Annotated in this window: 20 protein-coding genes; 3 read left to right on the top strand and 17 right to left on the bottom strand. The window is 49.1% G+C overall.

Going from position 1 to position 25,844, the window contains the following annotated elements; genetic code table 11:
- From LLG96_07565 to LLG96_07500, 14 genes are all read right to left on the bottom strand, one after another.
- The coding region (locus LLG96_07565) for a hypothetical protein (protein MCE5250063.1) at positions 1-492 on the bottom strand (492 nt) is incomplete at its 3' end.
- Entirely contained in the window at positions 489-1,622 is a 1,134-nt protein-coding gene (gene lpxB / locus LLG96_07560; protein MCE5250062.1) for a lipid-A-disaccharide synthase, read from the bottom strand. The genes lpxB and LLG96_07565, both read right to left, overlap by 4 nt.
- On the bottom strand, positions 1,619-2,596 hold the full coding sequence (locus LLG96_07555) for a Gfo/Idh/MocA family oxidoreductase (GenBank protein MCE5250061.1): 978 nt from the start codon (positions 2,594-2,596) through the stop codon (positions 1,619-1,621). Before LLG96_07555 ends, lpxB begins: the two co-directional genes overlap by 4 nt.
- A 32-nt stretch (positions 2,597-2,628) precedes the next feature.
- On the bottom strand, positions 2,629-3,405 hold the full coding sequence (gene lpxA / locus LLG96_07550; protein ID MCE5250060.1) for an acyl-ACP--UDP-N-acetylglucosamine O-acyltransferase: 777 nt from the start codon (positions 3,403-3,405) through the stop codon (positions 2,629-2,631).
- Positions 3,402-4,811: a bifunctional UDP-3-O-[3-hydroxymyristoyl] N-acetylglucosamine deacetylase/3-hydroxyacyl-ACP dehydratase gene (locus LLG96_07545; protein ID MCE5250059.1), complete on the bottom strand. Its 1,410-nt coding sequence runs from the start codon at positions 4,809-4,811 to the stop codon at positions 3,402-3,404. Before LLG96_07545 ends, lpxA begins: the two co-directional genes overlap by 4 nt.
- Before the next feature lie 3 nt (positions 4,812-4,814).
- Positions 4,815-5,867 (bottom strand): UDP-3-O-(3-hydroxymyristoyl)glucosamine N-acyltransferase, encoded by a 1,053-nt coding sequence (lpxD, locus tag LLG96_07540; protein ID MCE5250058.1) that lies wholly within the window; start codon positions 5,865-5,867, stop codon positions 4,815-4,817.
- Positions 5,864-6,412, bottom strand: a complete 549-nt coding sequence (locus LLG96_07535) for an OmpH family outer membrane protein (protein MCE5250057.1) — start codon at positions 6,410-6,412, stop codon at positions 5,864-5,866. Before LLG96_07535 ends, lpxD begins: the two co-directional genes overlap by 4 nt.
- An 18-nt stretch (positions 6,413-6,430) precedes the next feature.
- Entirely contained in the window at positions 6,431-8,716 is a 2,286-nt protein-coding gene (gene bamA / locus LLG96_07530; GenBank protein ID MCE5250056.1) for an outer membrane protein assembly factor BamA, read from the bottom strand.
- Positions 8,717-8,801: 85 nt separating this feature from the next.
- Entirely contained in the window at positions 8,802-12,974 is a 4,173-nt protein-coding gene (locus tag LLG96_07525; GenBank protein ID MCE5250055.1) for a hypothetical protein, read from the bottom strand.
- 141 nt (positions 12,975-13,115) lie between these two features.
- On the bottom strand, positions 13,116-15,563 hold the full coding sequence (locus tag LLG96_07520; protein MCE5250054.1) for an ATP-dependent Clp protease ATP-binding subunit: 2,448 nt from the start codon (positions 15,561-15,563) through the stop codon (positions 13,116-13,118).
- 61 nt (positions 15,564-15,624) lie between these two features.
- Positions 15,625-16,680: a protein arginine kinase gene (locus LLG96_07515; GenBank protein MCE5250053.1), complete on the bottom strand. Its 1,056-nt coding sequence runs from the start codon at positions 16,678-16,680 to the stop codon at positions 15,625-15,627.
- The gene (locus tag LLG96_07510) at positions 16,677-17,189 is read right to left on the bottom strand and encodes a UvrB/UvrC motif-containing protein (GenBank protein ID MCE5250052.1); all 513 of its coding nucleotides are present in this window, start codon (positions 17,187-17,189) and stop codon (positions 16,677-16,679) included. The genes LLG96_07515 and LLG96_07510 overlap by 4 nt, the downstream gene beginning before the upstream one ends.
- Positions 17,190-17,258: 69 nt before the next feature.
- Complete coding sequence (locus LLG96_07505) at positions 17,259-17,969, bottom strand: ABC transporter ATP-binding protein (protein MCE5250051.1); 711 nt, start codon at positions 17,967-17,969, stop codon at positions 17,259-17,261.
- Positions 17,970-18,000: 31 nt separating this feature from the next.
- Positions 18,001-19,260: an ABC transporter permease gene (locus LLG96_07500; GenBank protein ID MCE5250050.1), complete on the bottom strand. Its 1,260-nt coding sequence runs from the start codon at positions 19,258-19,260 to the stop codon at positions 18,001-18,003.
- A 232-nt stretch (positions 19,261-19,492) separates the two neighbouring features.
- Here LLG96_07500 and LLG96_07495 point away from each other — a divergent pair, with 232 nt between their 5' ends.
- The 3 genes from LLG96_07495 (at position 19,493) to LLG96_07485 (ending at position 22,688) form a co-directional block, all read left to right on the top strand.
- Positions 19,493-20,260 carry a DUF4159 domain-containing protein gene (locus LLG96_07495; protein ID MCE5250049.1) on the top strand — a complete coding sequence of 256 codons (768 nt, stop codon included), beginning with the start codon at positions 19,493-19,495 and terminating at the stop codon, positions 20,258-20,260.
- A gap of 157 nt (positions 20,261-20,417) precedes the next feature.
- Positions 20,418-21,167, top strand: a complete 750-nt coding sequence (locus LLG96_07490) for a DUF4159 domain-containing protein (protein ID MCE5250048.1) — start codon at positions 20,418-20,420, stop codon at positions 21,165-21,167.
- Between the two features lie 15 nt (positions 21,168-21,182).
- Positions 21,183-22,688 carry a dicarboxylate/amino acid:cation symporter gene (locus LLG96_07485; GenBank protein MCE5250047.1) on the top strand — a complete coding sequence of 502 codons (1,506 nt, stop codon included), beginning with the start codon at positions 21,183-21,185 and terminating at the stop codon, positions 22,686-22,688.
- Positions 22,689-22,858: 170 nt separating this feature from the next.
- On the opposite strand, the gene LLG96_07480 is transcribed toward LLG96_07485, so the two are convergent.
- The 3 genes from LLG96_07480 to LLG96_07470 form a co-directional block, all read right to left on the bottom strand.
- Positions 22,859-23,434, bottom strand: coding sequence for a PadR family transcriptional regulator (locus tag LLG96_07480; protein MCE5250046.1), 576 nt, complete (start codon positions 23,432-23,434; stop codon positions 22,859-22,861).
- A gap of 97 nt (positions 23,435-23,531) precedes the next feature.
- The gene (locus LLG96_07475) at positions 23,532-24,899 is read right to left on the bottom strand and encodes a hypothetical protein (protein MCE5250045.1); all 1,368 of its coding nucleotides are present in this window, start codon (positions 24,897-24,899) and stop codon (positions 23,532-23,534) included.
- Positions 24,900-25,402: 503 nt separating this feature from the next.
- Positions 25,403-25,844: hypothetical protein (locus LLG96_07470; protein ID MCE5250044.1), on the bottom strand; the 442-nt coding region annotated here is incomplete at its 5' end.

Below are 25,844 nucleotides of genomic sequence, written 5' to 3'. Positions count from 1 at the left end.
GTTGGTGTTGTTCATTTCCCTGAGCGCATCGCAGAATCCGGAGACAAACCATGGATGGGTCGATACGCCGTTATTGACGCTCCTTTCATCGGCGTTGAATCCACCGACAAAATTGGGCTTGATGCAGGTCGTTCCGCCCTTCGATGTCCCTTTTCTGAATATCATCCGCGCAGTTTCGTATCCCACCCGGGCAAATTTCTCCTTTTCCGGTGGGAATTTTCCCGATTCGTCTCTGCGGGATGCAATCGAGGTTCTTATGATAAAGACGGCATGGGGATTTTCAAGAATCTCCTCGCGGAGAACGGGTGGAATATTGTTCTTTTTCCCGCGTTTCGCATATTCCAGGCCGTCCCGCACCAGCTTTTTCCCCGGATCGCGACGGTTCGCGGCACGGTCGAGTTCGCGTTCCGAAGCGCTGACATGTCCGGTAAAAACGGGAAGAGCCGAAAACAGCGAGGCTCCCGTCGAAAGGAATTTCCGTCGAGTTGTCATATATCACTCCCCCTTAACAAATCACAAGCAATTTTTACAGCCCTTTCCGTGGAGCCGGGATTGCCGAGTTTGTGCTTAGCATTGCCAAGCAATTGTTTTATCAGATTATATAACTGTTTATCACCGAGCATTTTTTCTATATGTGTCGCGATATTTCCGGGTGTGACATTATTCTGCCAGAGCTCCGGAACGATACGTGCGCCCGCGACAATGTTGATAAGACCGATATTGTCGATACTCACGACCGAACGCCCGACAAGGTAAGTCAGCAGCGATGTCCGGTACACGATCACCATGGGTGTGCCGAGGATTCCCGCCTCGAGCGTTGCCGTTCCCGAGGTGACCGCAAGGGCATCCGCATGGGCCATGATATCGTACGTTTTTCCGTGAATGATGGAAATACCGCTTCCGGCGGCATATTTTGATACACTCTCCTCATCGAGACCGGGCGCACAGCCGATGACAGCTGTAACATTCTCAATCCTCGATCTGAGCACACCGATGCTCCCGACCATTGCAGGGAGTATACGCTCGATTTCCTGGGGCCGTGAACCCGGCAGAAGACCGATGAGGGGGCCATCACCCGCACCGAGGGAAGCTCTGAAAGCTACCCGGTCTTCGGAAGAACGGACGATATCGAGCAAAGGATGCCCCGTACACACCGCATCGACGCCGTATTTCCGGTAAAACTCCCGCTCGAAATCGAACAGTACCACCATGCGGTCCACATACCGCCGTATGAGATTGACCCTGCTCCTGTGCCATGCCCAGAGCTGTGGACTGATGTAATACATGACCGGGATTTTCCGCTGGTGTATACGGGGGGCGAGTTTGAGATTGAAGCCGGGATAATCGATGAGTATGGAAAGATCGGGATGCCACGAGTCGAGAAGCGATACGATGTCGTTTTCAGTACGGCGTATGAACGGGATATGGCGGATAACCTCGGCGAGTCCCATGAAATTCATTTCGCCTGTATGGCGAAGGGCATCGAGACCTTCATCGATCATGAGAGAGCCGCCTATACCCTTGAATTCAATATCCGGACAGCTGTTCTTCATGCCCCGCATGAGTACGGAGCCATGCAGGTCGCCCGATGTTTCACCGGCGATGATAAGGACACGCTTCATTCAACGCTCCGTGCTGAAACCTCCATGTTTTCCATGATTTTTATGGCGACTTCGAGGGCTGCTCTGCCATCCTTCCCTGTCACACGCGGTTTTGCGCCATTCTCCACCGCGCCGATGAAATCATCGAGTTCGAGCTGAAGCGCATTCAATCCGTCATTGGGGAACTTCTTGTACGAAATACCCTTCATGACCTGAGGAAGCGCTCCGGCAAAAACCTCAGGCCGGGCGCCGGGAGTCATGGTGAAAACCTCGCTTTCACCGGAAAGGCAATCCATCGAAATATAGGAGTTTTTCTGAAACGTCCTGATTTTTCTCATTTTTCGCTGGGAGATACGGCTCGCGGTAAGATTGGCGACACAGCCGCCTTTAAATTCGACACGGGCGTTTGCGATATCGACCTCGTCGGTGACAACGGGTATCCCGACCGCATGAACCGAAACGACCGGTTTCCGTACCATATCGAGGACTATATCGATGTCGTGAATCATGAGGTCCAGAACGACTGCCACATCCGTTCCGCGCGGATTGAAAACGGAAAGCCGGTGGCATTCGATAAAACCCGGATGCAACTCCATTTCAGCAGAAACCGACCGGTACGCGGAATTAAACCGTTCAAGGTGACCAACCGACAGGACAAGACCCCGTTTCTCTGCCAGGGCCACCATTTCATCGGCTTCACCGAGATTCACGGCTATGGGTTTTTCGACGAGAACAGATTTCCCCTGTTCGATGCAGCGGATAACGACATCGTAATGCGCCGATGTGGGAACCGCCACGGTCACACAGTCTACATGCCCGAGGAGACGGTCGAGGGATTCGAACGGTGTAATATTGAAATCACCCGCAACTTTTTCACAAATATCGGCATCACTGTCATAAATGCCTGCAAAATCCACCCTGTCCATCGATGCCAGCAGGCGGACATGGTGAAGCCCGTGAACACCGACACCCACGACTCCGACACGAACAGCCACAGCGCCTCCGTAAGTCATACGGGGTTGTTTTGTTATACGATAACGCCGCGTTCGCTCGTCCGGATGAAGTCCTTGAGATGCGCAACCTCGGGGCCGAGATCACCGAGCGCATCGAGTTCATCGAGGGAACGTGTCATATCGGATTGCGAGCGAAACAGCATTTTATATGCTTTTTTGAGATTGCGTATGGTTTCTTCCGAAAAACCACGCCTGGAAAGGCCGATTTTGTTGATATCGACAGCCCTGAGGGGATCGCCCGCGGCGGTTGTATAGGGCGGAACATCCTTTGGAACGCGCCACCCGCCGCCGATCATCGCATGACAGCCGATTTTCACGAACTGGTGAATGGGAACAAGCCCGCCTACGATCACCCAGTCCTCAAGCGTAACATGCCCTGCGAGGGTTGCGCTGTTCGCCAGGATGCAGTTGTTTCCTACTATGCAATCATGGGCAACATGGCTGTACGCCATGATAAAGCAATCCGAACCGACCGTTGTTTTCCCATGAGCGACCGTACCGCGATTCAATGTGGCGAATTCACGGATAACCGTTCTGTCGCCAATTTCAAGCGTCGTTTCCTCACCGCCGAATTTGAGGTCCTGAGGAACAGTTCCCACCACGGCGGAAGGGAAAACGGTAACATTCCGGCCAAAACGGCATCCCCAGCCGATAAATGCGCCCGCCTTTATCACCGATCCTTGCCCAATAACAACATTACCCTCGATAATCGCATAGGGACCGACGGTAACATCATCATCGAGCATGGCATCAGGATCGATTATTGCGGTCTGATGAATTTTCGTATTCACGATGGCATATCCTCTTGTGTTAGTACAACCGCGCTCAGCTCGGCCTCAACAACGAGGTCGCCCTCGACGAACCCCTTTCCGGCCATAATACAGAGATTACGGCGGCGCTTCAGAATGTCGAGCTCGAACCGTACCTGATCGCCGGGTGTAACGGGCTTTCTGAATTTAGCCTTGTCTATCGTGGTGAAAAATATGAGTTTGTTATCAGTGCGCATCTCCGCATCGAGCATGAGTATTCCGCCGACCTGTGCCATTGCCTCGATGAGCAGAACACCGGGCATGACAGGCCGTTGGGGAAAATGCCCCTGGAAAAACGGTTCGTTGGCCGTAACATTTTTAATCCCGATCACTTTTTTCCCGGGGATGAGATCGATGATCCGGTCAACAAGGAGAAACGGATACCGGTGTGGCATAATCTTCCTGATGGCATCGACATCGAGAAGGTACCCCTCGGTCTCACGTTCCTGGTATTTCATCTTGATCCGTGATTTTTCCCAGTAAGCCCGTATTTTACGGACAAGCTCGATATTCGCCTTGTGACCGGAGCGCGCGGCCATGATATGGCCCCTTATCGGATGCCCGAGCAGATACAGGTCACCGATAAGATCGAGGGTCTTGTGGCGGGCAAATTCATTGGGAAACCGGAGCGGTGTGCCGTTCAGCAGCCCGTTATCGCCTCTGGTGACAGCCGTGTCGTTATTAAACAGTTTTTTGAGGTATTCGACCTCTTCCTGGTTCCAGGGTTTATCGATGACCACGAGGGCATTTTCCGGTGTTCCGCCCTTTGCAAGCCCGGCTTCCTTGAGCATCTCCACTTCACTCAAAAAACAGAACGTCCGCGCGGGAGCGAATTCCTGTTCGAACTCGTCAATAGTATACATCGACGTATACTGGGTGCCGATAGCCGGGTTTTTGTAATCGATCATGAACGTGATACGGAAATCATCCGAGGGCAGGGCCAGCAGTTCGACTCCCTCTCCCTTGACGGCATCGTATATGATCGTTTCATCGATGTTGATATAATCGCGTGGTGAATCCTGTTCAACGGTACCAGCGCTCTTAAGAGCCGCTATAAATTCGAGAGAGGAACCATCACAGACCGGGGGTTCGATACCTTCGATATCGACATATGCATTGTCGATTTTCATTCCGGCAAGGGCGGCAAGAACATGCTCGACGGTGTGAACCTTGTTCCCGTTCAGCCCGATTGTCGTTCCCCTGCTTATATCGACGACATTGTCGATAAGCGCCGGTATTTCGGGAGAGCCTTCGATATCGAGCCTCCTGAAAATAATTCCCGTATTGATAGGGGCTGGTCTGAATGTGAGCTCGCTCTGCGTTCCCGTATGAAGGCCCACACCTTTAACCGTGGCTTCGCCGGATAATGTTGTCTGTTTTTCAAACATGCTCTATCTCCGTTTATTCACAATCTGTTCCAGTTCGAGAATGCGTTTTTCCTGTTCCCTGACCTTTTTGATAAGGTCGGGAAGGCTGCGCAGAGCAGCTTCGAGACGCATGGCTTTCATATGATTTTTTGCCGGATAACCCGAAACGGTTTCATTCGGCTGAACATCTTTCGTGACACCGGCCTGAGCGCCGACAGAAGATCCGTCACCGATCACGATATGACCGGACAGGCCCGCCTGTCCGCCGATACGTACGCCGTTTCCGACAGTCGTAGAGCCGGAAATCCCCGTCTGCGCGGCGATGACAGTGTTCTCTCCGATACTGACGTTGTGACCCACCTGAATAAGATTATCGAGTTTTGTACCCTTCCTGATGACGGTCTTTCCGAACGCGGCCCGGTCAACGCACGTACAGGCGCCCACCTCGACATCGTCTTCGACGATTACAATTCCGATCTGGGCGATTTTATGGTACGTACCTCCATGGGGAGCGAATCCGAATCCATCGGACCCGATTACGACTCCGGCGTGGAGAATAACACGGTCGCCGATGACACAACTGTCCATGACGGTGACATTGGGATACAGGATACAGTTATTGCCGATGGTGCTTTTTGCCATGACAACCGTACAGGGACCGATAATGGTTCCGTTGCCGATTTTCACTCCCGGACCGATAACCGCAAAAGGCCCGACAGATACATCGTTTCCTGTAACCGCATCGGGATGGATTACCGACTGCGGGTGTATTCCGCCGGATGCAATATCCGAGGGATTTCGCAAGTTGAATGTATCGAGAAGCTTCAAAAACGCAAAATAGGGGTCATCCACCTCGATGGCGATCACACCGGACGGCACCATGGTGCCTTTTGTAACGATAACAGCCCGTGCCCGGCTCGATTCGAGACTTTTCGCGTACCGGGGATTGGAAAGAAATGTGATATCATCAGGACCCGCCTCATGAATTGCAGACAGACCCCTTATGGTAATATCACCTGCGCCGGCAGATACTTCCGCCCCGATAATACGGCAAATGTCCTCAAGCCTGAACGTCATTTGCTCGGTATATCCTTTTGAATTTCTTCAAGCAGATAATCAGAAATATCATACTTTTCGTTGGCATAGAGCACCGGACCTTCGGCATCAAAAATAAAATCATATCCCTCATCCTTGCCGATCTTCATCAGAACCTCGTTAATGCGATTTATGATCGGCTGAAGGAGTTCGGTCTGTTTCTTCATCAGAAGGCCGTCCGGCTGACGGTAAAGATCATCATACTGTTTATCGAGACTCTCACGGGTTTTCTGGAGCTCTTCCCGTTTTTTCTGGATCATTTCCTCGCTCATGAGGAGAGCCCGTTTTTCGGCATCCTGAACTTCCAGCTGGAATTTATCGCTCGATTTCTGGAGTTCGGCAACTTTTTCCTTCTCATATTTTTCGAGCTCTTTCTGAGCCGCTTTATAGGGCTCGTACTTGCTGAAAACATATTGAGGCCGTATATACCCGATTTTAAGCTCAGCCAGCACGGTCGAAGATACTGCCGTCATCATGACAGTTATGCATAAAACACCCATAATCCATGGTTTTGTGGAACGTGACATCGAGTTCTCCTTTCAATATTACAAAAATTGATTTCCAAATTGGAAGTGTGGCCGCCATCCGCCGATTTTACTTGATCCCTCAAGTTTATCGAATCCGTATCCGAAATCGAACCCGAGCATGCCGATACCGGGAATCGACAGACGAACACCGACTCCGACAGAGCGTTTCATATCGAACGGGTTTGTTTCGGACAGATTACGCCATGCATTACCGAAATCGTAGAAGCCTATTCCGTAGATCATCTGAGATACAATGGGGAACTGAAGCTCGAGATTGTTGACGAGCATCGTCTCGCCGCCAATTTCCTCCCCCTTGAGGAGCGGGCAGACCTGACGGTTCGGGTAGCCGCGCACAAAACCGTCATAACTCGTTCCGCCCGGCATGAAACGCTCCGAATACGGAACCGAGGTGTTTTGCTCGTAACCTTTCAGATACCCGATCCGCGAACGGATAACAAATGCTATCTGCCAGTAGATCGGTGTATAGAATTCGTTGTTGAGGAGGTACTTATAATATGAAAGGTCGCCGCCGAACGGACCGCCGGCAACCTCGAAAGTCGCCGATGTACGCGATCCATCAGTTGAAAACTGCGGCAGGTCACGGGAATCCCGCGTAAACATAAAACTGAGGGATGATGTTTTACCTGTAAGCAGATAGTACGAATAATACGCCGATGGATTTACATAATTGACGTCCTCAAGACGGTATGAGATATAGGCATGACAATAATCATCGGGCCATTTCAACTTACGTCCGAGCCGTATGTAACCACCGCGCCTGCTCTCCTGGTCGAAAGCGGATGTATAATCGCTCCGTACGATATCGTAGAGGTCGAGCGAGAAACTGGTCTGGGTATCAAAGAGCCACGGTTCACTGAAACCGATCTGGAACGCTTTCCGCCGTGAGCCGACATCCCATGAAAAATTTACACCCTGACCGCGCCCGAAGAGGTTGGAATTGGAAAAAGACAGAGTGCCGACAAGTTTATCACGCTCTGAGTACCCGGCGCCCATCGATGCCACTCCGGTCTGTTTTTCCTTGACTTCGAGGATGATATCGACATCATCGCTGTCCTCATGGGGTACATAATCCGGTTTGACATCCTCAAAATAATTGAGCGCCATGATGTTACGGCGCGAACGATCGAAGAGGGTGCGGTTAAACGGCATGCCGGGAAGGAGATAGACTTCACGGCGTATCACTTTTTCGATAGTCTTGGTATTCCCCTTTATGATAACCTTCGCCACATTGGAAATATTTCCTTCCGCAATATCTATCAGTATATCGACCGTATCGCCATGAGCCGACTGAACCGGCACAATCCGAGTTTTTAAATAACCGGCGTCATTGTAGAGGACATTTATTTCATACATTGCCTGTCCGACAAGGTCTTCATTGTACGTTTCGCCGACACTGTACCGTACCATGGGCCTGATCTGTTCTTCGGTAAAGAAGGCATTACCTTCAAACGATGTTTCACCGAATTTGTACTCACGGCCTTCCTGGACAAAAAGTGTAATTGTTGCCTTTCCGGCTTCTTCATCGGTATATATGCTGTCCTGAAGAACCACGGCGTCACGGTATCCGAGGGATTTGTAGAGATGAACTATCTTTCCCTTGTCCTCTTCCAGGGCAGCTTCCTTGAATTCCCCGGAACGGTACCACCGGTCTTCCTTTGTATCCATCTGCTTTTTGATCTTTTTTTCGCTTACCTTATCATTGCCGACAATATTTATCTCTTTGATTTTTATTTTTTTACCTTCATGCATGGTTATCTTGACATCGACTTTGGTCGAATCGGGCTGAGTTGGCGTAACTGCGAAAGTTGCCTTGGCGAGGAGAAAACCCTTTTCCTTGTACATATCATGGATTTTACGGCTCATTTTGGCGATTTTCCGGTCCCCGATAGCCTGGTTCTTAACCAGACCGATCGCGTTGAGAATCTCGTCTTCCTTTATTTCCTTGAAACCTTCCGTCGATATATTATTGACTGTGGGAAGCACCTCAACCTGTATGATAACCCTGATGCCGTTATCCATCTGTTCGCTCTTGATCCTGACATCCGCAAAGATGCCGAGACGCCACAATGTCTGAATCGCCTGAGAAGCGCTGTCACGCGAAAGAGGTGTCCCGACCCGTAAGCCACTCTGATTGGTAATCAGCGCCTTTGGGACATTGTAATTGCTGACGATGACGATTTCCCTGATCGTGTTGCCTTCCTGTGCGCCGCAGAAAGACGGGAACGCCAGCAGGATTAACAGCGCAGCGGAAACCAGACTTATAACACAAGGACGAATCTTCATTAACATCCACCTCGTTCGACATTTATGATACACATACAGAATTTAAATATATATAATCAGATAGCAATTTCAAAGTGAATTACTCTCAGAATTCAAAATCATGACGAATCTCGATTCGCCGTTCACCCTCTTTCATGACATCGTCATACAGGTATTTCAATTGAAGGCGGGTATTTGTTCTGAGATTATACTGTAAATCGAGCTCATGGAAAAAACCTCGTTCCCTCCTGTTCAGAAAATCCCTGTTGAGGCCGTACTGCCCCTGGTAAGATAAAAACCATTCCTTGAAAAAATACTCCCCGAGCATGACCCGGCTTTCATCAAAGAGCATGTAATCATTTTCGGGATCAAGCCGGTCTTTGAATCCGATCTGGGATTTCATGAAATTCCCGAGCACCGACGGTGTAAAGCGCACCACATCGATTTTGGTGTATCGCTTGACTATATCTTCAAAGGGACGAAGCCACATATTCGTGTAATAGGTATTGAGCCCGTTTGTCAAAGCCCGCGCCGTATAGTTTCCTAATGTTTCCGGGGCGATTCCGAGCTTGGCGAGGATTTTTTCCTGAGAATCATCCGAGGGATTGGTACTGGAAAATTCGATCTCGATTGTCCCCAGGCCCTCGACATCAAATGTTCTCCTGGCCACCTTGTCGAGCATGGGATCTTCCTGGACTTCAACACGGCCCAGGGCGCGCCGGCGCTGGTCTGATTTTGAGTTCACCGTACTGGCATTAAGGTAAATTTCAGTCGGTACGCCGGTGGAATCATGCACCACCGTCCGTGCACGGCCCGTGAGAATAGCAGGCATATCCTCACGGATGGTATCGAGTTCAAATTCCACTCGTTCTATGTCGAAATCCGCTCCGAAATAGGAAATCGAACCCGATTCCGAACGCGCGTCCGCAGTTACCCGGAAACTCCCGTCGGCAAGTCTTCCCTCAACCTTGAAGAAAGAACTTTCATCGATTTTTGTGAAGACCCGGGCGACATTCGTCCCCACAAGGCGCCATTTCTGGTTGATTTCATTGACATAATAAACACTTGCTCCGGCGGTTACGTTGATATCCCAATAAATTTCACTTAAGTAACTGGTGCTATCGCTGTCCGATGATTCGTCCTGAAGCAGCGGATATGTAACATCACCCGAGCGAACCAGTATTTTCCCGGCTATGTAAGGGGTCAGGGAATTTTCATATTCTGCGGCTCCGACAAAAAACGCTCCGCCAGCGTCCCCGGACAGCTCGAACGTCCCCGTCTCCTTCGGTTTCATGAATCCCGGAACATGCAGCTCGATGGGGCGTTCGCGGTTTTTACTCCGCTCGAATTTCCCCGTTATTATGCCAAAATCAAGGTTGACATCATTATTGACAACACTCAGCAATCCCGGACGTTTTATGGTATCCCAGTCTTTATCACCGATATGGATGTTATGAACCAGGAGTTTATTGTTGTTGATAATACCCGAGCCGGCCACAACACGTACGGCTTTGTAACCGCTCATTGTCTGAAATTCGGGATCGATTTTCAGAATCGCCGTAACATCGGTGACTTTATTGATAAGATAGGCGGGATGGATCGTACCGTTGGTCACATATAATTCTGCGTCCAGAACAAACGGGTCCTGCCATGTGCCGCCGATCTCGACGTTGAGCTGGCACTGCCCCGTGGCCTTTTTTATTGCGGTTGTGAGATACGGAAGCGACAGGAGCAGATCGCCCTGGAGCTCGAGGTTCATCTTGAGCCCCGGAGCTTCGGTGCTGTCCTCCCAGAAATAACCGCTTGATGCGCTCCCCTTCCCGGTGTAAATACCCTCTTTTTTTACGGTAAAGTCGTTAACGATAAACCCTGTGGACCCGCCGCCCAGAACACCGTGGGCCTCATCGATGGGTATATCAAGGAAATGCCCGTCAGCGAAGGAGAAATCCCCGTTGACCGTTCCGTCTTTTCGTGTGAATGACATCGTAAACCGGTAATCGACTTTGCCGTCGCACTTCATCGATGTACTGATAATGTCGCCTATTGCGCCCAGCTCGACATTCTTTCCATCCGCTTCGAGCACGAAAGGACTGCCGGATACCCATATGCCGTGAGCCTGCATGACCGGAATATTATCCCTTTTGAGACGTACATCAGAAAAGGTAAGCTCCCCGATTTTTCCGGAAACATTCCCCGAGCCCGAGAGACGATCGACTCCCGACAACACGAGATCGGTCATGACAATCGGTTCCGGAGTTCTGAAAAAAGGTGCTTTCAGCGTTCCGCCTATCACCGCTTTGCCGGTCAGTTTACCGGAATGACTGAACTCTTCCCGCTTGAAAATGTCAATGATCGTTTCGAGGGGGAATTTATCGAGATACAGATTTCCGCTCAGATTTCCGCCGTCCAGACCGGCCCGCACATTGAGGGATGCGATATCCCCGTCATACACTTCGGCTGTTATACCGCTGGAATCCGAAACTGCATGGAGTTTCAGAGATATCGGACCGGAATAGCGCACAACGAAGTTGTTCATCCGGGCATTGACATCGAACCGGCGTGATTTCGTCAGAATATTATGGGAAAGAATATTCGCCTGTACGTCAGATGTCACCTGGTTGCTGACCTGGAGGGAAAAATCGCCATCCAGCCTTGCTTCATCGCGATCGCCCGCGACTGTCCCTGTACCGTTAATGAATACATCCCCGGACTCGTGACCGAGGTACTCCATCACCGGCATGTGCCTCAGCTCGACCGATGACAGCAGCTCGGGTTTGTCGAAAACACTGTCCACCGTTCCTTTCAGGCTGACATGGTCGTTTTTCAGCGTAAAATCGAGCTTGTCTTTAAGGAGCGCTGCGGTTCCGCTGACAGTATATAATCCGGACGAATCGGCAGTTGCCCGTTTCCCCGTAAAATCGGCAGAATATGTTTCTTTTTCGAAGTTTGTAATGCCCTTGACCCAAACGTTATAGTTAAGTGCGGAATCGGCGCCTTTACGAACATTGAGATTGAGCCGGAAATCCTTTTGTTCCGCTTCCGGATCGAAACTGCTTTCACCGCTGGCACGAAATGCATAATCCTCATAGCGGCACCTGAATTCGTCGAAAATGATTTTTTCTCCGCCCAATCGCATTTTCAGGAAGAAATTCCGTACGCGCCTTTTTTCGTACGCAAGTGCATCCGATGAAAAAACCGCGGTGGTTTTCAGGTCGCTGAGCGGTCCCTCGACCGTTGCATCAAGATCGATTGAGCCGGAAGGGAATGCCGTGCGGTCAGGATAAATATCAGTGAGTAATTTCGAAAGTTCAACATTCTTCGCCCGGACAGTCAGTTTCAGCGAAGGATCGTGCTCGAGACTCAACCGTCCCGACAATTCGGGATTTACATCCCAGACAGTTCCCGATATCGAGTCAAAGACAATTTCTTTCTCGCTGACCGTACCGTCAACGAAAACATTGGTAACGCCGATTTTATGCCCTTCCAGGTCGAATGAACCATTACGAAGGACATAATCGCCGTTCATGAAAAATTTTGTATCCTTCTGCTCCATATGGAGCGAAAAATTCAGTAATCCCGCCGTGGGCCTAATATCGCCCGAAAGAAACCGGATGTTTTCACCGGCAATGGAGCATTCGCTGCTCTTTATGTCGAGATAGTAATTATCTTCAACCCTGTCCAGAACACCCTTGAATGTCGTGTTTTTCTTTACGGACAGCACGTTCCCCTCGACATTGAGATAAATTACCCGTTGATCGATACCATCAATCCATCCGCTGACATTCTGCGCAAAAACGCTCGTTTCATTTTCGCGGCGGAGGACAAGTGAACCTTTATTGATATTTATTCTGAGGAAAGGGATATTCTTTAACGAGATTATTGGGATTTTTTCAAAATTGAGGGATTCCCCGGAGGCTTCGGAGGGATTGAGAATTTTAGTGAATACGGGATGATCGAGATAAATCTGTTCTGTTCCGTAGAGGGGTTTGAAATGATTCTTCACGAAATCGAAAAAGTCAAAGCTGATTCTGACACGATCAACTTCAACGTTCAGCGGGATATTTTCTATTTTAAGACGGGCATTCCTGATGGTGATCGACCAGGGGAGAATGACCACCGATGATGCTTCGAAATTAACCCCGAGGAGTTCGGACGCTCTTCCGGTAAGATAATCGCGAGCTTTCTGATTGATATTGAAAAACTTCGAGGCAAAAAAATAACCGCCGATAATCATGATCAGGAGAAGCAGTAATAACGGTATTAAAATACGGCTCTTCACTTCGCTATCATTCCCTTGACATTCCGGACATAATCATGATATTCCCGGTGAATACCATGAACATACATAAAAAACGCTTCGATCCCTAGTGAAGGAAGAAGCGCTTGCCATTATGTGCATTATCGAGGATGAACCGGAAACTCAGCTTTTTTTCGTTTCAGCGGAATGATTGGCCAGTTCCTCGAAAACCAGGTTGTTATCGACGGCATCGATCTGAATAACAGAACCTTCGGAAAATTTTCCTTCAAGCAATTTTTCGGACAAAGAATTTTCGATATATTTCTGAATAGCCCTTTTCAGTGGCCGGGCGCCATACATGGGACTGAACCCTTCGCTGGCAATAAATTCTTTGGCCTTCCGGGTTAAGACCAGATCCATATCTTTATCGGTAAGGCGTTTTTTGACCTCCTTGATCAAAATATCGATAATCATGAGAATATCGTCACGGTTCAGTGCACGGAAAACGACGATCTCATCGATCCTGTTGATGAATTCCGGATTGAAGGTTTTTTTGAGCTCGCTGATGACCTTCTTTTCCATGGAATTGTAATCGTCCTCGAACTCGGCAGCCTGAAAGCCGAGATTTTTCCCAAGCCCGATCTGACGTGTTCCGAGGTTTGAAGTCATGATGAGAATGGTATTCTTGAAGTCGACTTTTCTTCCCATGCTGTCGGTAAGATGTCCCGAGTCCAGAACCTGAAGAAGCATGTTGAACACATCGGGATGCGCTTTTTCGATTTCATCGAGCAGGACAACGCAATACGGCTTGCGCCGGACACGCTCGGTAATCTGGCCTCCCTCCTCATAGCCCACATATCCCGGAGGGGCGCCGACCAGCCGCGAAACATTGAATTTCTCCATGTACTCTGACATGTCGATACGGACAAGAGCGTTAGAATCCTGGAAAAGATACTCGGAGAGCACCCGGGCAAGCTCGGTTTTCCCCACGCCGGTGGGACCGAGGAATATGAACGAGCCGATGGGCCTGAGAGGGTCCTTGAGCCCAGCGCGTGTACGCCTGATAGCCCGTGAAATGGCAGATATTGCCTGATCCTGGCCGACAATCCGTTCACGGAGCTCGTCCTCGATCTTGAGCAGACGCTCCGATTCGCCCTGGGCGAGCCGGAAAAGCGGAATGCCGGTCATCGTACTCGTCACATACGCCACATCATCCTCGGTGACCGTGACAACCGCATTTGCCACTTTTTCTTTCCATTCGGCCTTCTCGTGCTCGTATTCCTCTTTGTGGTTACGTTCTTCGTCTCTCAGCTTAGCGGCGGTTTCATAATCCTGTTTTTCAATGGCCGTGTTCTTCTTCAGCTCGATTTCGCGAATCTGTTTTTCCATGTCTTTAATCGAATCGGGAAGCGTCAGCTTCTTGAGCCTGATTCTCGATCCCGTTTCATCGATAAGATCGAGCGCCTTATCGGGAAGGAAACGGTTCGATACATACCGGTCGCTCAGCTTGGTTGCAGCAATAATCGCCTCGTCGGTTATAACGACATTATGATGCTCCTCATACCGTGACCGGAGACCCTTGAGAATCTCGATCGTATCCTCAACCTGAGGCGGATCGACCATGATCTGCTGGAAACGCCGTTCGAGAGCGCCATCCTTTTCAATAAACTTGCGGTATTCATCAAGGGTAGTCGCGCCGATACACTGTAATTCCCCGCGGGAAAGCGCAGGCTTGAACATGTTCGAAGCATCGAGGGTGCCCTCGGCGGATCCTGCGCCGACAATCGTATGCAGCTCATCGATGAATATAATGACATCCCTCGACTGCGCCAGCTCGTTCAGAATGGATTTCACCCGCTCCTCGAACTGTCCCCTGTATTTCGTTCCGGCGACTATGCTCCCCATATCGAGCGATACGACACGTTTTGCGATAAGATTCTGAGGCACGTTCCCTTCGACGATCTTCTGGGCAAGACCCTCCACGATGGCGGTTTTTCCTACCCCGGGTTCGCCGATGAGCACGGGATTGTTCTTTTTCCTCCGCGAAAGTATCTGGCTCATGCGCTCGATTTCCTTTTCACGTCCGATTATCGGATCGAGCTTGTTCTGACGGGCGAGTTCGGTCAGATCACGGCCATAGTGCTCCAGAAACGGCAATCCGCTTTTTTCCTGTTCCGATCTCGATACTTTCTTGTTCCCGGAAAGGATACTCATCACTTCTTCTTTCACACTCTTATAATCGGTGCCGAAAACGCTGAGTATCTGGGCGGCAATACCGTTTTTATTCTTCGTAAGCGCCAGAAGGAGATGCTCGGTTCCGATATAGTTGTTGTTCATCTCGCGGGCTTCCTGCGCGGCGATTTCCAGAACCTGTTTCGCCATCGGAGTGAACGGTACTTCCGAAAGAACCATCGCCCCGGAGGAAGTCTGAACGGCATCCTCGATCGAACGCTTGAGGGCATCGAGCTGAATACCCATATTTGTCAGAACGGCAACCGCGACACCCTGCCCTTCCTTGACAAGCCCGAGCAGCAGATGTTCAGTGCCAATATAATCATGACCAAGGCGCGCCGATTCCTCCCGCGAATACTGGAGCACCTTTTTCACTCTATCGGTAAACATATTATTCATGGTCAGTATTCAACCTCCGTTATATACGGTAAGAAAATTTACTCATTATAATATAATGCAATTATATCGTCACGTCAACAAATCGTTGACGTACGATTTCCGCTCTGATAACATCACGCTCCATCGGCTCGGTCTCCTTACCCAGACGGGCCTGAATATGACCCGGTTGAACAAGCACCATGAGCTCATTGAGCGTTTTTATGGACGGTTTATTGAGAATCTCGAGATAGAGACCGAAACGAACCGCGGAATGCAGGTTCATAAACTCATGAGTCGAGAGAACACGGGCGGTTTTGAGTATTCCCAGGCTTCGCCATATCTTGTCCTCGACCTGGCCCTTTGCCTCTTTTTTAAGCACCTGAGAAGCCCGCCGTTCATAATCGATTATCTGGTTTACCACCGAGGTGAGACTGGTTACGATCTCACGTTCGCTTTTTCCGAGAGAGGTCTGGTTGGATATCTGAAAAAAGTTCCCGATGACATCCGATCCCTCTCCATGATACCCGCGGACTGCCAGACCAAGCTGACCGACACTCCGGATTACCCGCTGGATTTCCTTTGTCAGAACGAGCGCCGGCAGGTGAATGAGGATCGACGCCCGCAGACCGGTGCCGAAATTCGTGGGACATGCAGTCAGGTAACCATAACTGGCGCTGTACGAAAACCGTATTCCCTTCGACAGAGCATCGTCAATACCGTCAATGCCCTCCAACGCCTCCATAAGGTCCAGTCCCGAGCGCAGCGACTGGAGACGGAGATGATCCTCTTCGTTGATCATGATCGAATAATGTTCGCCGTCCTTCACGAGTACTCCGCGGTTGCCATCCCTGCGGGCAAGGGCGGGACTCATGAGGTGCCGTTCGATAAAGACATCCTTTTTATACTCTTCCATGCCCTCATTTTTAAAAAAATCGGAAGAAGAAAAACCGGCCGCATGGGAAGACTCGAGCACCGTACCGACAACTTCTTCCAGATCGTTTCCGGATGCCCTGTGCGCGTATGGTATCCCGGCAATATTACGGGCAAGACGGGCTCTTGACGACACGACGATATTCGATTCGGGGCCGACAGGATTCAGCCAATCAGGAAGTGTAAATACAAGACTGTCGAAGTTCATTTTTTTGAATACTCTTTCTCTAAAACAGATATTTTGTCACGGATTTCAGCCGCTTTTTCATACTCTTCCGTTTCGATATACCGTTTCAGCCTCGAACGAAGTTCCTTGAGCTCTTTCCGTACGTCAACGCTGCCCTCGCACTCATAGGGTATTTTACCCTCATGTTTCGTCACCCCGTGAATCTGTTTCAGGAGATTCACGATGTGATTACCGAAGGACTCATGACATTTATCACAGCCGAACAGACCCGTTTTTTTAAACTCCGCAAAAGTCATATGGCATACGCTGCATGTTATATCCGGGACAGGTTCATCCTCGGCTGTCTGGGTATTGGCGGTCAGGCTGCCGATAAGCGATTCGACCTGGGAAGGAAGCGCAGGCGAAATATCAAGCGTCAGGCCCTTTTTCTTTGCACATTCCGAGCAAATCTGCATAACGATTTTTTCGTTATTCACTATCTGGGTGAAAATGATATTTGCCTCGTTTATGTTACATATCTGGCATTTCATCGAACGGTTCTTCTCCCTCTGCGCTACCAGACGTCATATTCAGGACGGTTTAAATATTCACAACATAAATTAGACTCTCTGGGAACGAAATAGTTCATTTAAATTTTCTTTTTTAATCTCTTTTGCTATCCCGTCATCGAGCTGAACAATCCTGTCGGCTCTTTCCGCAAGCACCATATCATGGGTTACAATTACAAACGTATATCCGTTTTCCCGTGCCAGCCCCCACAACAGGTCATGGAGCATCTCTGAATTACGGTGGTCGAGGTTACCCGACGGCTCATCGGCAAGAACAATCGCCGGCTCATTCATGAGCGCTCGTGCCACGGCCACGCGCTGGAGTTCGCCGCCCGAAAGCTCGCCGGGACGGTGTTTGATCCGCTGTGAAAGTCCCACATGATCGAGGAGTTTTTCCGCCCGGCTCACCGACTGTGTATTGAATTTCCCGTTGATGAGCGCCGGCATCAGAACATTTTCAAGGGCATTGAACTCAGGAAGCAGATGGTGAAACTGAAAAACAAATCCCACTTTTCTGTTACGGTATGCGGCAAGCTCGCTATCCGTTTTACCGGTAATATCATCGCCGTTAAGCGATATCGTTCCTCCGTTGGGACGGTCGAGCATCCCGAGTATATGGAGCAGCGTCGACTTCCCCGCCCCGGATTCGCCGACTATCGCGAGTATTTCCCCTTTCATGATGTCAAGGTCAATACCGGTGAGAACATCGAGCGTCGAGCCTCCGACGACATAATGTTTGGTGATTGCCCGCGCCTGTATGATGTATTCAGCCAATTGTGTTCCTCTGTGTGATTTATATCGACCGTATCGCATCGACCGGGGATAGTTCCGCAGCCTTTTTTGCCGGGTAGTAGCTCGACAGCCAGCATAATAACAGCGCCACGGCGGTTATCGAAACGACATCCCGGACCTGCAGGTCCATCGGAAGAGCGCTGATGAAATAGATATCGGGCGGAAAGCTCAGCAGACGGTACTTGTCCTGAATCATGCAGATAACCGTCCCCAGCACGCTTCCGGCGATTGTTCCGCAGACACCGACAAACGCTCCCTGATAGACAAAAATACGCTCGATGTTCTTGTCGGTTGCCCCCATCGACTTCAGAATACCAACCTCCCGGGTTTTATCCATCACCATCATGATGAGTGAACTGACGATGTTGAAAGCCGCAACGAGAACAATGAGACTGAGCACAATGAACGCCGCCCATTTTTCAAGTTTCATCCAGCGGAACAGAATCTGGTTTTTTTCTATCCAGCTCTCGCTGAAATACGGTTTCCCGCCGAGCGCTTTATCTATCAGCCCGCCTTCACGGGTATAGCGGTCGGCATGGAACATGTTCTGGAGCTTCAGGACTATTCCGGTCGCTTTGTCGCCGTACTGCAATATCTTCTGCGCTTCCGAAATACCGATCAGTACGACGGCGCTGTCATAATCATAGTAACCGCTGTCGAATATTCCGGCGACCCTGAACTTTTTCATGGGCGGCGGAGTCCCGTCATCGATGAGCGACTCCATGTCAGCCTGCCCGTAAAGAATGATATACTCGCCGACCATTGCATTATTAAGCGCCCGCGACACGTATCTCCCCAGTACAATGCCGGGGATGTCGTCTTCGTCCCTGGTAAAATCGAGCTCCCCGACGCTGACATATTTTCTGATATCGGATACCGTATCGATGGTGTTGACATCGACGCCCCGAACGACAACCGCGACGGGACGGCTCTTCTGCTGCGCCGTGGCGACGGTTTCATAGGAACAAAACGCCGAAACGCCGCTTACTCCGTCCATCGCCCACAGTTTTTTTTCTATCTCACGGTAATCCTGCATGCCTTTTTCAAGGGGATTGCTGACCCATATGTGTCCATCCATTCCGACAAGACGGGTTCTCAGCTCCTTGGTGAAACCGTTCATGAGAGACAGGACAATGATGAGCGCTGCGACCCCGACTGTTATTCCGAGAATGGAAATCAGGGAAATTATGGAAATAAAACCAGTCTTTTTCCTTGTCAGGAGATAACGATATGCGACAAAATACTCAAATTTTCTAAACACGGTATCCTCATTTGTTTTAATCAGTTCTACCGTAATATATGAAATTAATATCAAAAATGATGAAAAATAATTGACGAACCATTATTTACCTTATAGAAATTACATAATTTAGAACTTGTATTACCATTGATGCGATATGATATTACGAATATATGACCATTGCGCGTCCCAGAACTACATTAAACCACGTTCGCCTCATTGATATTTTTTCTCCCTGAAAGGGGGAATGGATATGAAAGGCTTTCTTCTTTCCGCGATAGTATCAATCATCGTTTTAACAGATACTCTGCCGGTTGTGCAGACGGGAATAAGCGCACAGACACGCAGCGAAAGCTCGAAAGCGGAAGTGTTGATCAATCCGGACAACAAACAGGCAATAAGCGGCAATGTTGCAATATGTTATGCCACCGGAGCACGACTGACACAGTCGTACGATATAAAGCGCGGCCTCATCAACCTCAAGGATGCCATGCTCAAATGGACCAAAATCGACACACGACTGAACAGTCCTCTTACTCTCAGCTCGCCGCAGATGAAAAAAATGCCCTTTATCTACATTGCATTCGATGGCGGATTCGAACTGACCCAACCGGAAAAGGACAATATCCGCGATTACCTTTTAAACGGCGGTTTCATGGTTATCGAGAACATCAATCCGAATCTCGACAACAATCCGGCTTCTTCTCAGTTCGAGAACATGTTCAGAGATGTGCTCGAATCGCGCGGCAGGTTTGCTCCGATCCCGAACGACCACCCGCTTTTCCACAGCTTTTTCAATTTCGATGAACCACCGCGCGGCAGCGAGACGAATATGATCGAAATACGGTCTCTCCAGGGAGTGACAATCGACGGCCGTCTCGTGGCAGTGTATTCGAACAAGCGATATGTTGTCAGATGGAACGATTACACCGATAACGAACCGCAATTGAGAATGGGAATCAACATGCTCGTTTTTTCGCTGACTCAAAAGGGAGGAATCGCGGTAAGGAATTTCCGTTAAGATGTGTAATGGTGTTCCTGTCATCGAGCGGGCGGTGAAAATGCAACTTTTTCACCGCCCTTTTATTTACTCGCTCAAAAAAGTGGAATTGGTGAAATAAACAGCGTATATTGGTACATAATTTCATGGAATATTCCAACTTCGAGAGGAAATACTCTTGAAACGAACTGCTGTTTTATTGGCGTTTTTTTTACTCAGTTGTTTTTCCGGAGCCGCCGGGCAGCTTATCGAACAGAAGCTCGGAATGGTGGTTGCCGATCCCCGCGACAAGCACAATATACGGGGATACGTTCACATGGCCATCATATACGGCGAAGAACTCCGGTCTCCCGCGGCTTATCCCCGTTATCTCATAAATCTCAAAGAGGCGTTCAGCCAATGGACGAAAATCAATGTGATTCTCGATCGTCCCTGCGAACTTTCGTCTCCGCGCCTGCTTGAACTGCCGTTTGTCTATATTACAAGTTACGATGAGTTCGTGCTCACCCCGCTTGAACGGGAAAATGTCCGGAATTATTTCAAATCCGGCGGATTCATGGTTCTCGACAACGCACGGCCGACCATCGGCGAGAGTCCGCAGGAAAAATCGTTCAGGAATATGCTGCTCGATGCTCTCGGGCCTGATATCCAGTTTCTGCCCATACCATCAGACCACCCGCTCTTCAACGTCTATTTCGACCTCGTCGAGGGCCCGCCTGTTGGTGTTCTGGATGACTCAGCTTCAATCGGGAAATTCTTTCTATCGGGCGTGTGGGCCAATGGCCGTCTTGTCGCGATACTTTCCAACAGGGGATATACAGTGCGCTGGAGCAGCGATGACAGCAATCAGCCCCAGCTCAGGTTCGGAATAAACATGGTGATATATGCTCTGACCCGGGAAAATAATGATACCAATATACACGAATAAACTCCAGGAGATGAAATGTCTGATTTTCAAAAACCTGCCCCTAAAAAAACATCATATCTCGTATATTCTCTGATAGTTGCGGTTATTCTCGGTGGATTGCTCGGTCATTATGCGCCTCCTCTGGCAGTTAAAGCACGAATATTCGGAGATATCTTTCTAAGCCTCCTTTTTGTACTCGTTGTCCCGCTCATCATGGTGTCCATGATCTGCGGTGTAACCAATCTCGGCGATATACGGCACCTTGAAAGGCTGGGATTAAAGACACTGGCCTATTATCTATCAACCACACTCCTTGCCGTAATACTCGGTCTTATCCTCGTCGACATTTTCAATCCCGGTAAAAATTCCCATGCGACACCGACCGAGTTCCTCTCCGCGAGATACTCTATCGTTCAAACACCTTTTTCCGGCGGATCGGTGCTGACTTTCCCCGATAACGAAGAGCTTCTGACCTCAACGATAGACCCGAAAAGAAACCATATTTTTCTCATCGATCAGAATATAATCGGTCTCATCGATACGTACGGTAAAATCACCCCCCGTTCCATACCCATTATGAGGTGGCTCGATGTTTCAGGGAGAAAAATCGAACCTTCGATCACCGGAACCGGCATCAGGGTCAGGTCCGAAGTAAAGAAAATTACCGTATCGGAGACGGTAAAGAGTTATGTCCCCCGCAATATCTTTCAATCCATGATAGAGGAGAATATCTTTCCCCTCATTGTTTTCTGCCTGGTTTTCGGGACGGTGCTGACAACGATCGGCGAGAAGGGAAAACCTCTCATCGCCGTGGTCGAGGCAATCAATGTTACCATCATCAAATGTGTTGTCCTGCTTATGTACCTTGCCCCTGTCGGTATTTTCGGGCTCATGGCGGGGAGCATCGGCGATGCGGAACTTTCGAATCCGGACGGCTTCATAGCGGAAATTGTACGACTTGCCCGTTATGCTATCACCGTTCTGCTCGGTCTCCTTATTCATGGCTCAATCACGCTGATAATCATATTGAAATTCGTTGCCAGACGACGTCCGCTGAAATTCTTCAAAAACATGATTCCACAGGTTCTTACCGCCTTTTCAACCGGTTCGAGCATGGCCACGCTGCCGATTTCAATCACGATGATAACGGAAAAAAACAAGGTTTCGGAAAAAGTCGCCGACTTTGTTCTTCCCCTCGGGGCAACCATCAACATGGACGGAACCGCGCTCTACCAGGTCGTGGCTACCATGTTTATCGCCCAGACGTACAATATAACGCTCGGCCTTACCGAACAGATTATTGTTCTCCTCACCGCGACTATCGGTTCGATCGGAGCAGCCGGTATTCCACAGGCCGGCCTCGTCACCCTCATCATGGTTCTCAAGAGTGTCGGGCTTCCGGTTGAAGGAATCGCCATGATCCTGTCCATTGACTGGTTTATCGACAGGTGCAGAACAACCATCAATACATGGGGGGATGTAGTCGGCGCTTCGGTTATTGATTATTACGAGGGGAACAGAGTTCGTGACGATGAGTATTAAGAGGGCGGTGAAAAAGTGTCTTTTTCACGCGCCCGATGATAAAATTTGTTGTTTCGTCGCTGTCAAGGGCATGTAAATCGGCATTTCATGCCGACCCTTGACAGCCTGTATCAAAACATGTAGTGTTTTTCAAAAGGCTTTTTAAGAAGCGGCATATTTTTACAATCACATCATTTCTGTGATTCACCCCATGACATGTGCAGTACATCTCCTGATACGGTTTTCAGGATTCCTTCGAACCAGTCGAGCCATTTCCGTTCCATTTCAAGCGACTCGATACGTCTCCTGTACAGTGCATAGACAATGAACGGGTAGGTATTTTTATCTTCGGGCCACTCGTCATTAAGCGTATTCAACTGTTTCTCTACCGCTTCCTTACGTCTGTGTATCGTTTGTGCAAGCGCTTCCGCATCGGGAGAAGCCGCAACCGCAGTCACGAGGTATGCATCCAGTTCGTATTTTATTTCGAAATTGAGATCGAAGTCATGATAAAGAAAATCGACAAGGGCGCTGCTTCCGGAATGGGTAATCGAATATACTTTTTTGGGAGGACGGCCGCCGTCCTGTTCGAGCCTTTTACTGATGAAACCCTCCCTTTCGAGTTTATCGAGGGTTTTATACAGACCAGCTCGTGAAAAAGCCACCCATTCGTCCGAACCGCTTTCTCTCACATGAGCGAGAATATTATATCCGTAGCCGATACCCCGTTTAACATACGAAAGAATGAGCGCCTCGTTGAGAGTCATGACAGCCTCCGTCGTTTATCTTTCACAGTCTGAAGTCATATTTCCAGAAAGACGGCACTACTATTATTCACTATTTACCGATATCCGGAATTCCGTGTCATGGTATTATATTAAGCTCGGAAAACGGGCCTGCCACGCCGAATTTATTTACACTTCGCACAAATATATCACCGACAAAATCTCTCAGTTCGACACGATTCTGTGATTTCTGAACAGAGGTGTTCTGGAGTATCTGGAAGGAATCGAAATTCGGCGTCATGGTATCGAGATACAGTCGAATTGTCTCATCTCCGGTTCTGGTAAAGTTTATTACCACATGATTCAGGGTCCAGTAAAAATCGGATTGTTCATGCGCCACAAAATGAACGCCGTTCAGCTTGTATTCGGCATTGTCCGATCTGTTAAATTTATCAAGCCGGTCAAAGCTCCCTTCGGAAACCGGGGAGTATTCGTCTTCCCATACAAGATGGTTTTTATACAGAGCCTGCCAGGGTAAAAACGATTTTCCGCCGTATCTGCTGAGCATGTCATTCATCCGCCACAGGTACAGATACTGGTACCGGGGCAGAAGGTCTTCACGGAGCGTGACAAAATCGGCAAAATCTCCGATTCCGGGTTGAACGATAATTTCACGATACCGGTTCTGGAGCATCAGTATGCGCAATTCCAGCGCGTCGAGCGGCACGGAATTGCGGATATAATATGTCGCCCGGTTATACGCATCAAAAACCGCCCATTTATCATGTGTGTTAAGAAATACCTCACAAACGTCATTGGTCAAAAAATTCCCGTTTTCATCAAGCGTGTGCATGCTGACAAGCCGTGAATTGAATCCGCATGCCAGGCTGAGCTGGCAGAAAAGAGCGGCATAATGTTCACTCGTTCCCCCGATTCCCTGTTCCTGTCTGAGTTTCGTGATGGTAAACGCCGATGGCCCGGTGATGCTCCATTTCTCGTCTTCCGTGGGTACCCGTCCATCCCGGAGAAACTGGTTTGTATAAACCATGAGAGCCTGAAGCCGTTCGAGCTCGGACATTTCCGGACGGACAACCGAACCGAGATTATGCATATCATACAATTTTTTCAGGGCTGTAATGTCGTTCTCATAATCGAAGGGATATACGGGACTATCGATTGATTTGTTCTGGAGAGTCAGAACATTGTACTGTGCGATACCCGCCGCATTGAGGATTTTTGTGGCTTCTTCCACACTGCTTATGGCAACCAGGGCAGGTTTCTGGAGACGACCGAATCCGGTAAGCTTCTGTTTTCTTATACTTTCATATTGGCTGTTTGGATTGAACTGATCTTTTTCCCCAATCATCAAGTCCGTTTTTTTCTTCTCGTGTTTTTTAAAAGATTTCAGAGATGACGGCTGCCCGATCTGAACGTTTTTTTTCTGCTCACAACCGGAAATCATCATACAGACAACAGATGCGGCAAGCAGTAATGCGGTCGTTTTCAAAAGATACTCCTCTTTTTCATTCCATGGTTGACTATTCTCAGATTCAATTATACAAATTCGCCGGAAGCAAATCAATGCGAAAGTATCAGTGTTGTCAAGTTTTTTCCCGAAACCTTGAAATTGAAGAATTTACATCTTGTTTTCACGATCGGTTTAAACATTCAAGGGAACACGGATTTTCGCGGATTTGTTTTGTATTTATATCATTTCAGGTATTATAGCTTAATCAAAAGAATTCACCGCAGTATACTGCGGGGAAAATTCAGAGGTGCGCCCCGGCCTGAACTTTCCCCTCCTAACCTCTTTCTCTTCTCTGAAGAGAGGGAGGAGACGGGATGTCGCGAAGCGACAGGGGTGAGTGAATAACAGGTGATACCACTGAGTTCATTCCGGAGTAGTTCATTACGTGTCATAGATAGTATTAATAATATGTTATATATATTTATATCTTCGTGTCTTTGTGGTTAAATACTATCAATAATAACCCGGCTTATCAGGCGCATTTAAAAAACGGTATCGAGCTGCACGGTTATTTCGTGTGCTGTATCCATCAAATCAGAATCGCCATATCGGTAGCGGCAGGAGACCTGTTTCCACCTGACAACCGCGGTGACGGTTCCCCCCCTGCCCCATACCGGCCTGGTATATCCCCGGCCGGGCACATCGTATTCGTAGCGGTAAAATCGGGCATCATAAGACGGTATATCAAAAATCCCGCCGGCAATCTCGAATCCGAACCCGGATCGCTGCATCAGGAACGTCGTTTCCCAAAATGGCCCATGTTCTCCATCCGAGTCAGACCAGGCGTAAAGTGACCTGACCTGCATGTCCGAAATTCCCGCGGGCCGATAATCGAAACCGAGCCTGTAATTCTGCCTTTTCGACCCGTCAATGGTATCATCGGTCGAACGATACCCAAGCCACACACCGGAGCGATGAATGCGC

It is taken from the genome of bacterium (genome assembly GCA_021372535.1).
Lineage (GTDB): Bacteria > Latescibacterota > Latescibacteria > Latescibacterales > Latescibacteraceae > JAFGMP01.
The sequence above is the reverse complement of the archived record's forward strand: the minus strand, read 5'-3'. Positions and strand labels throughout refer to the sequence as shown.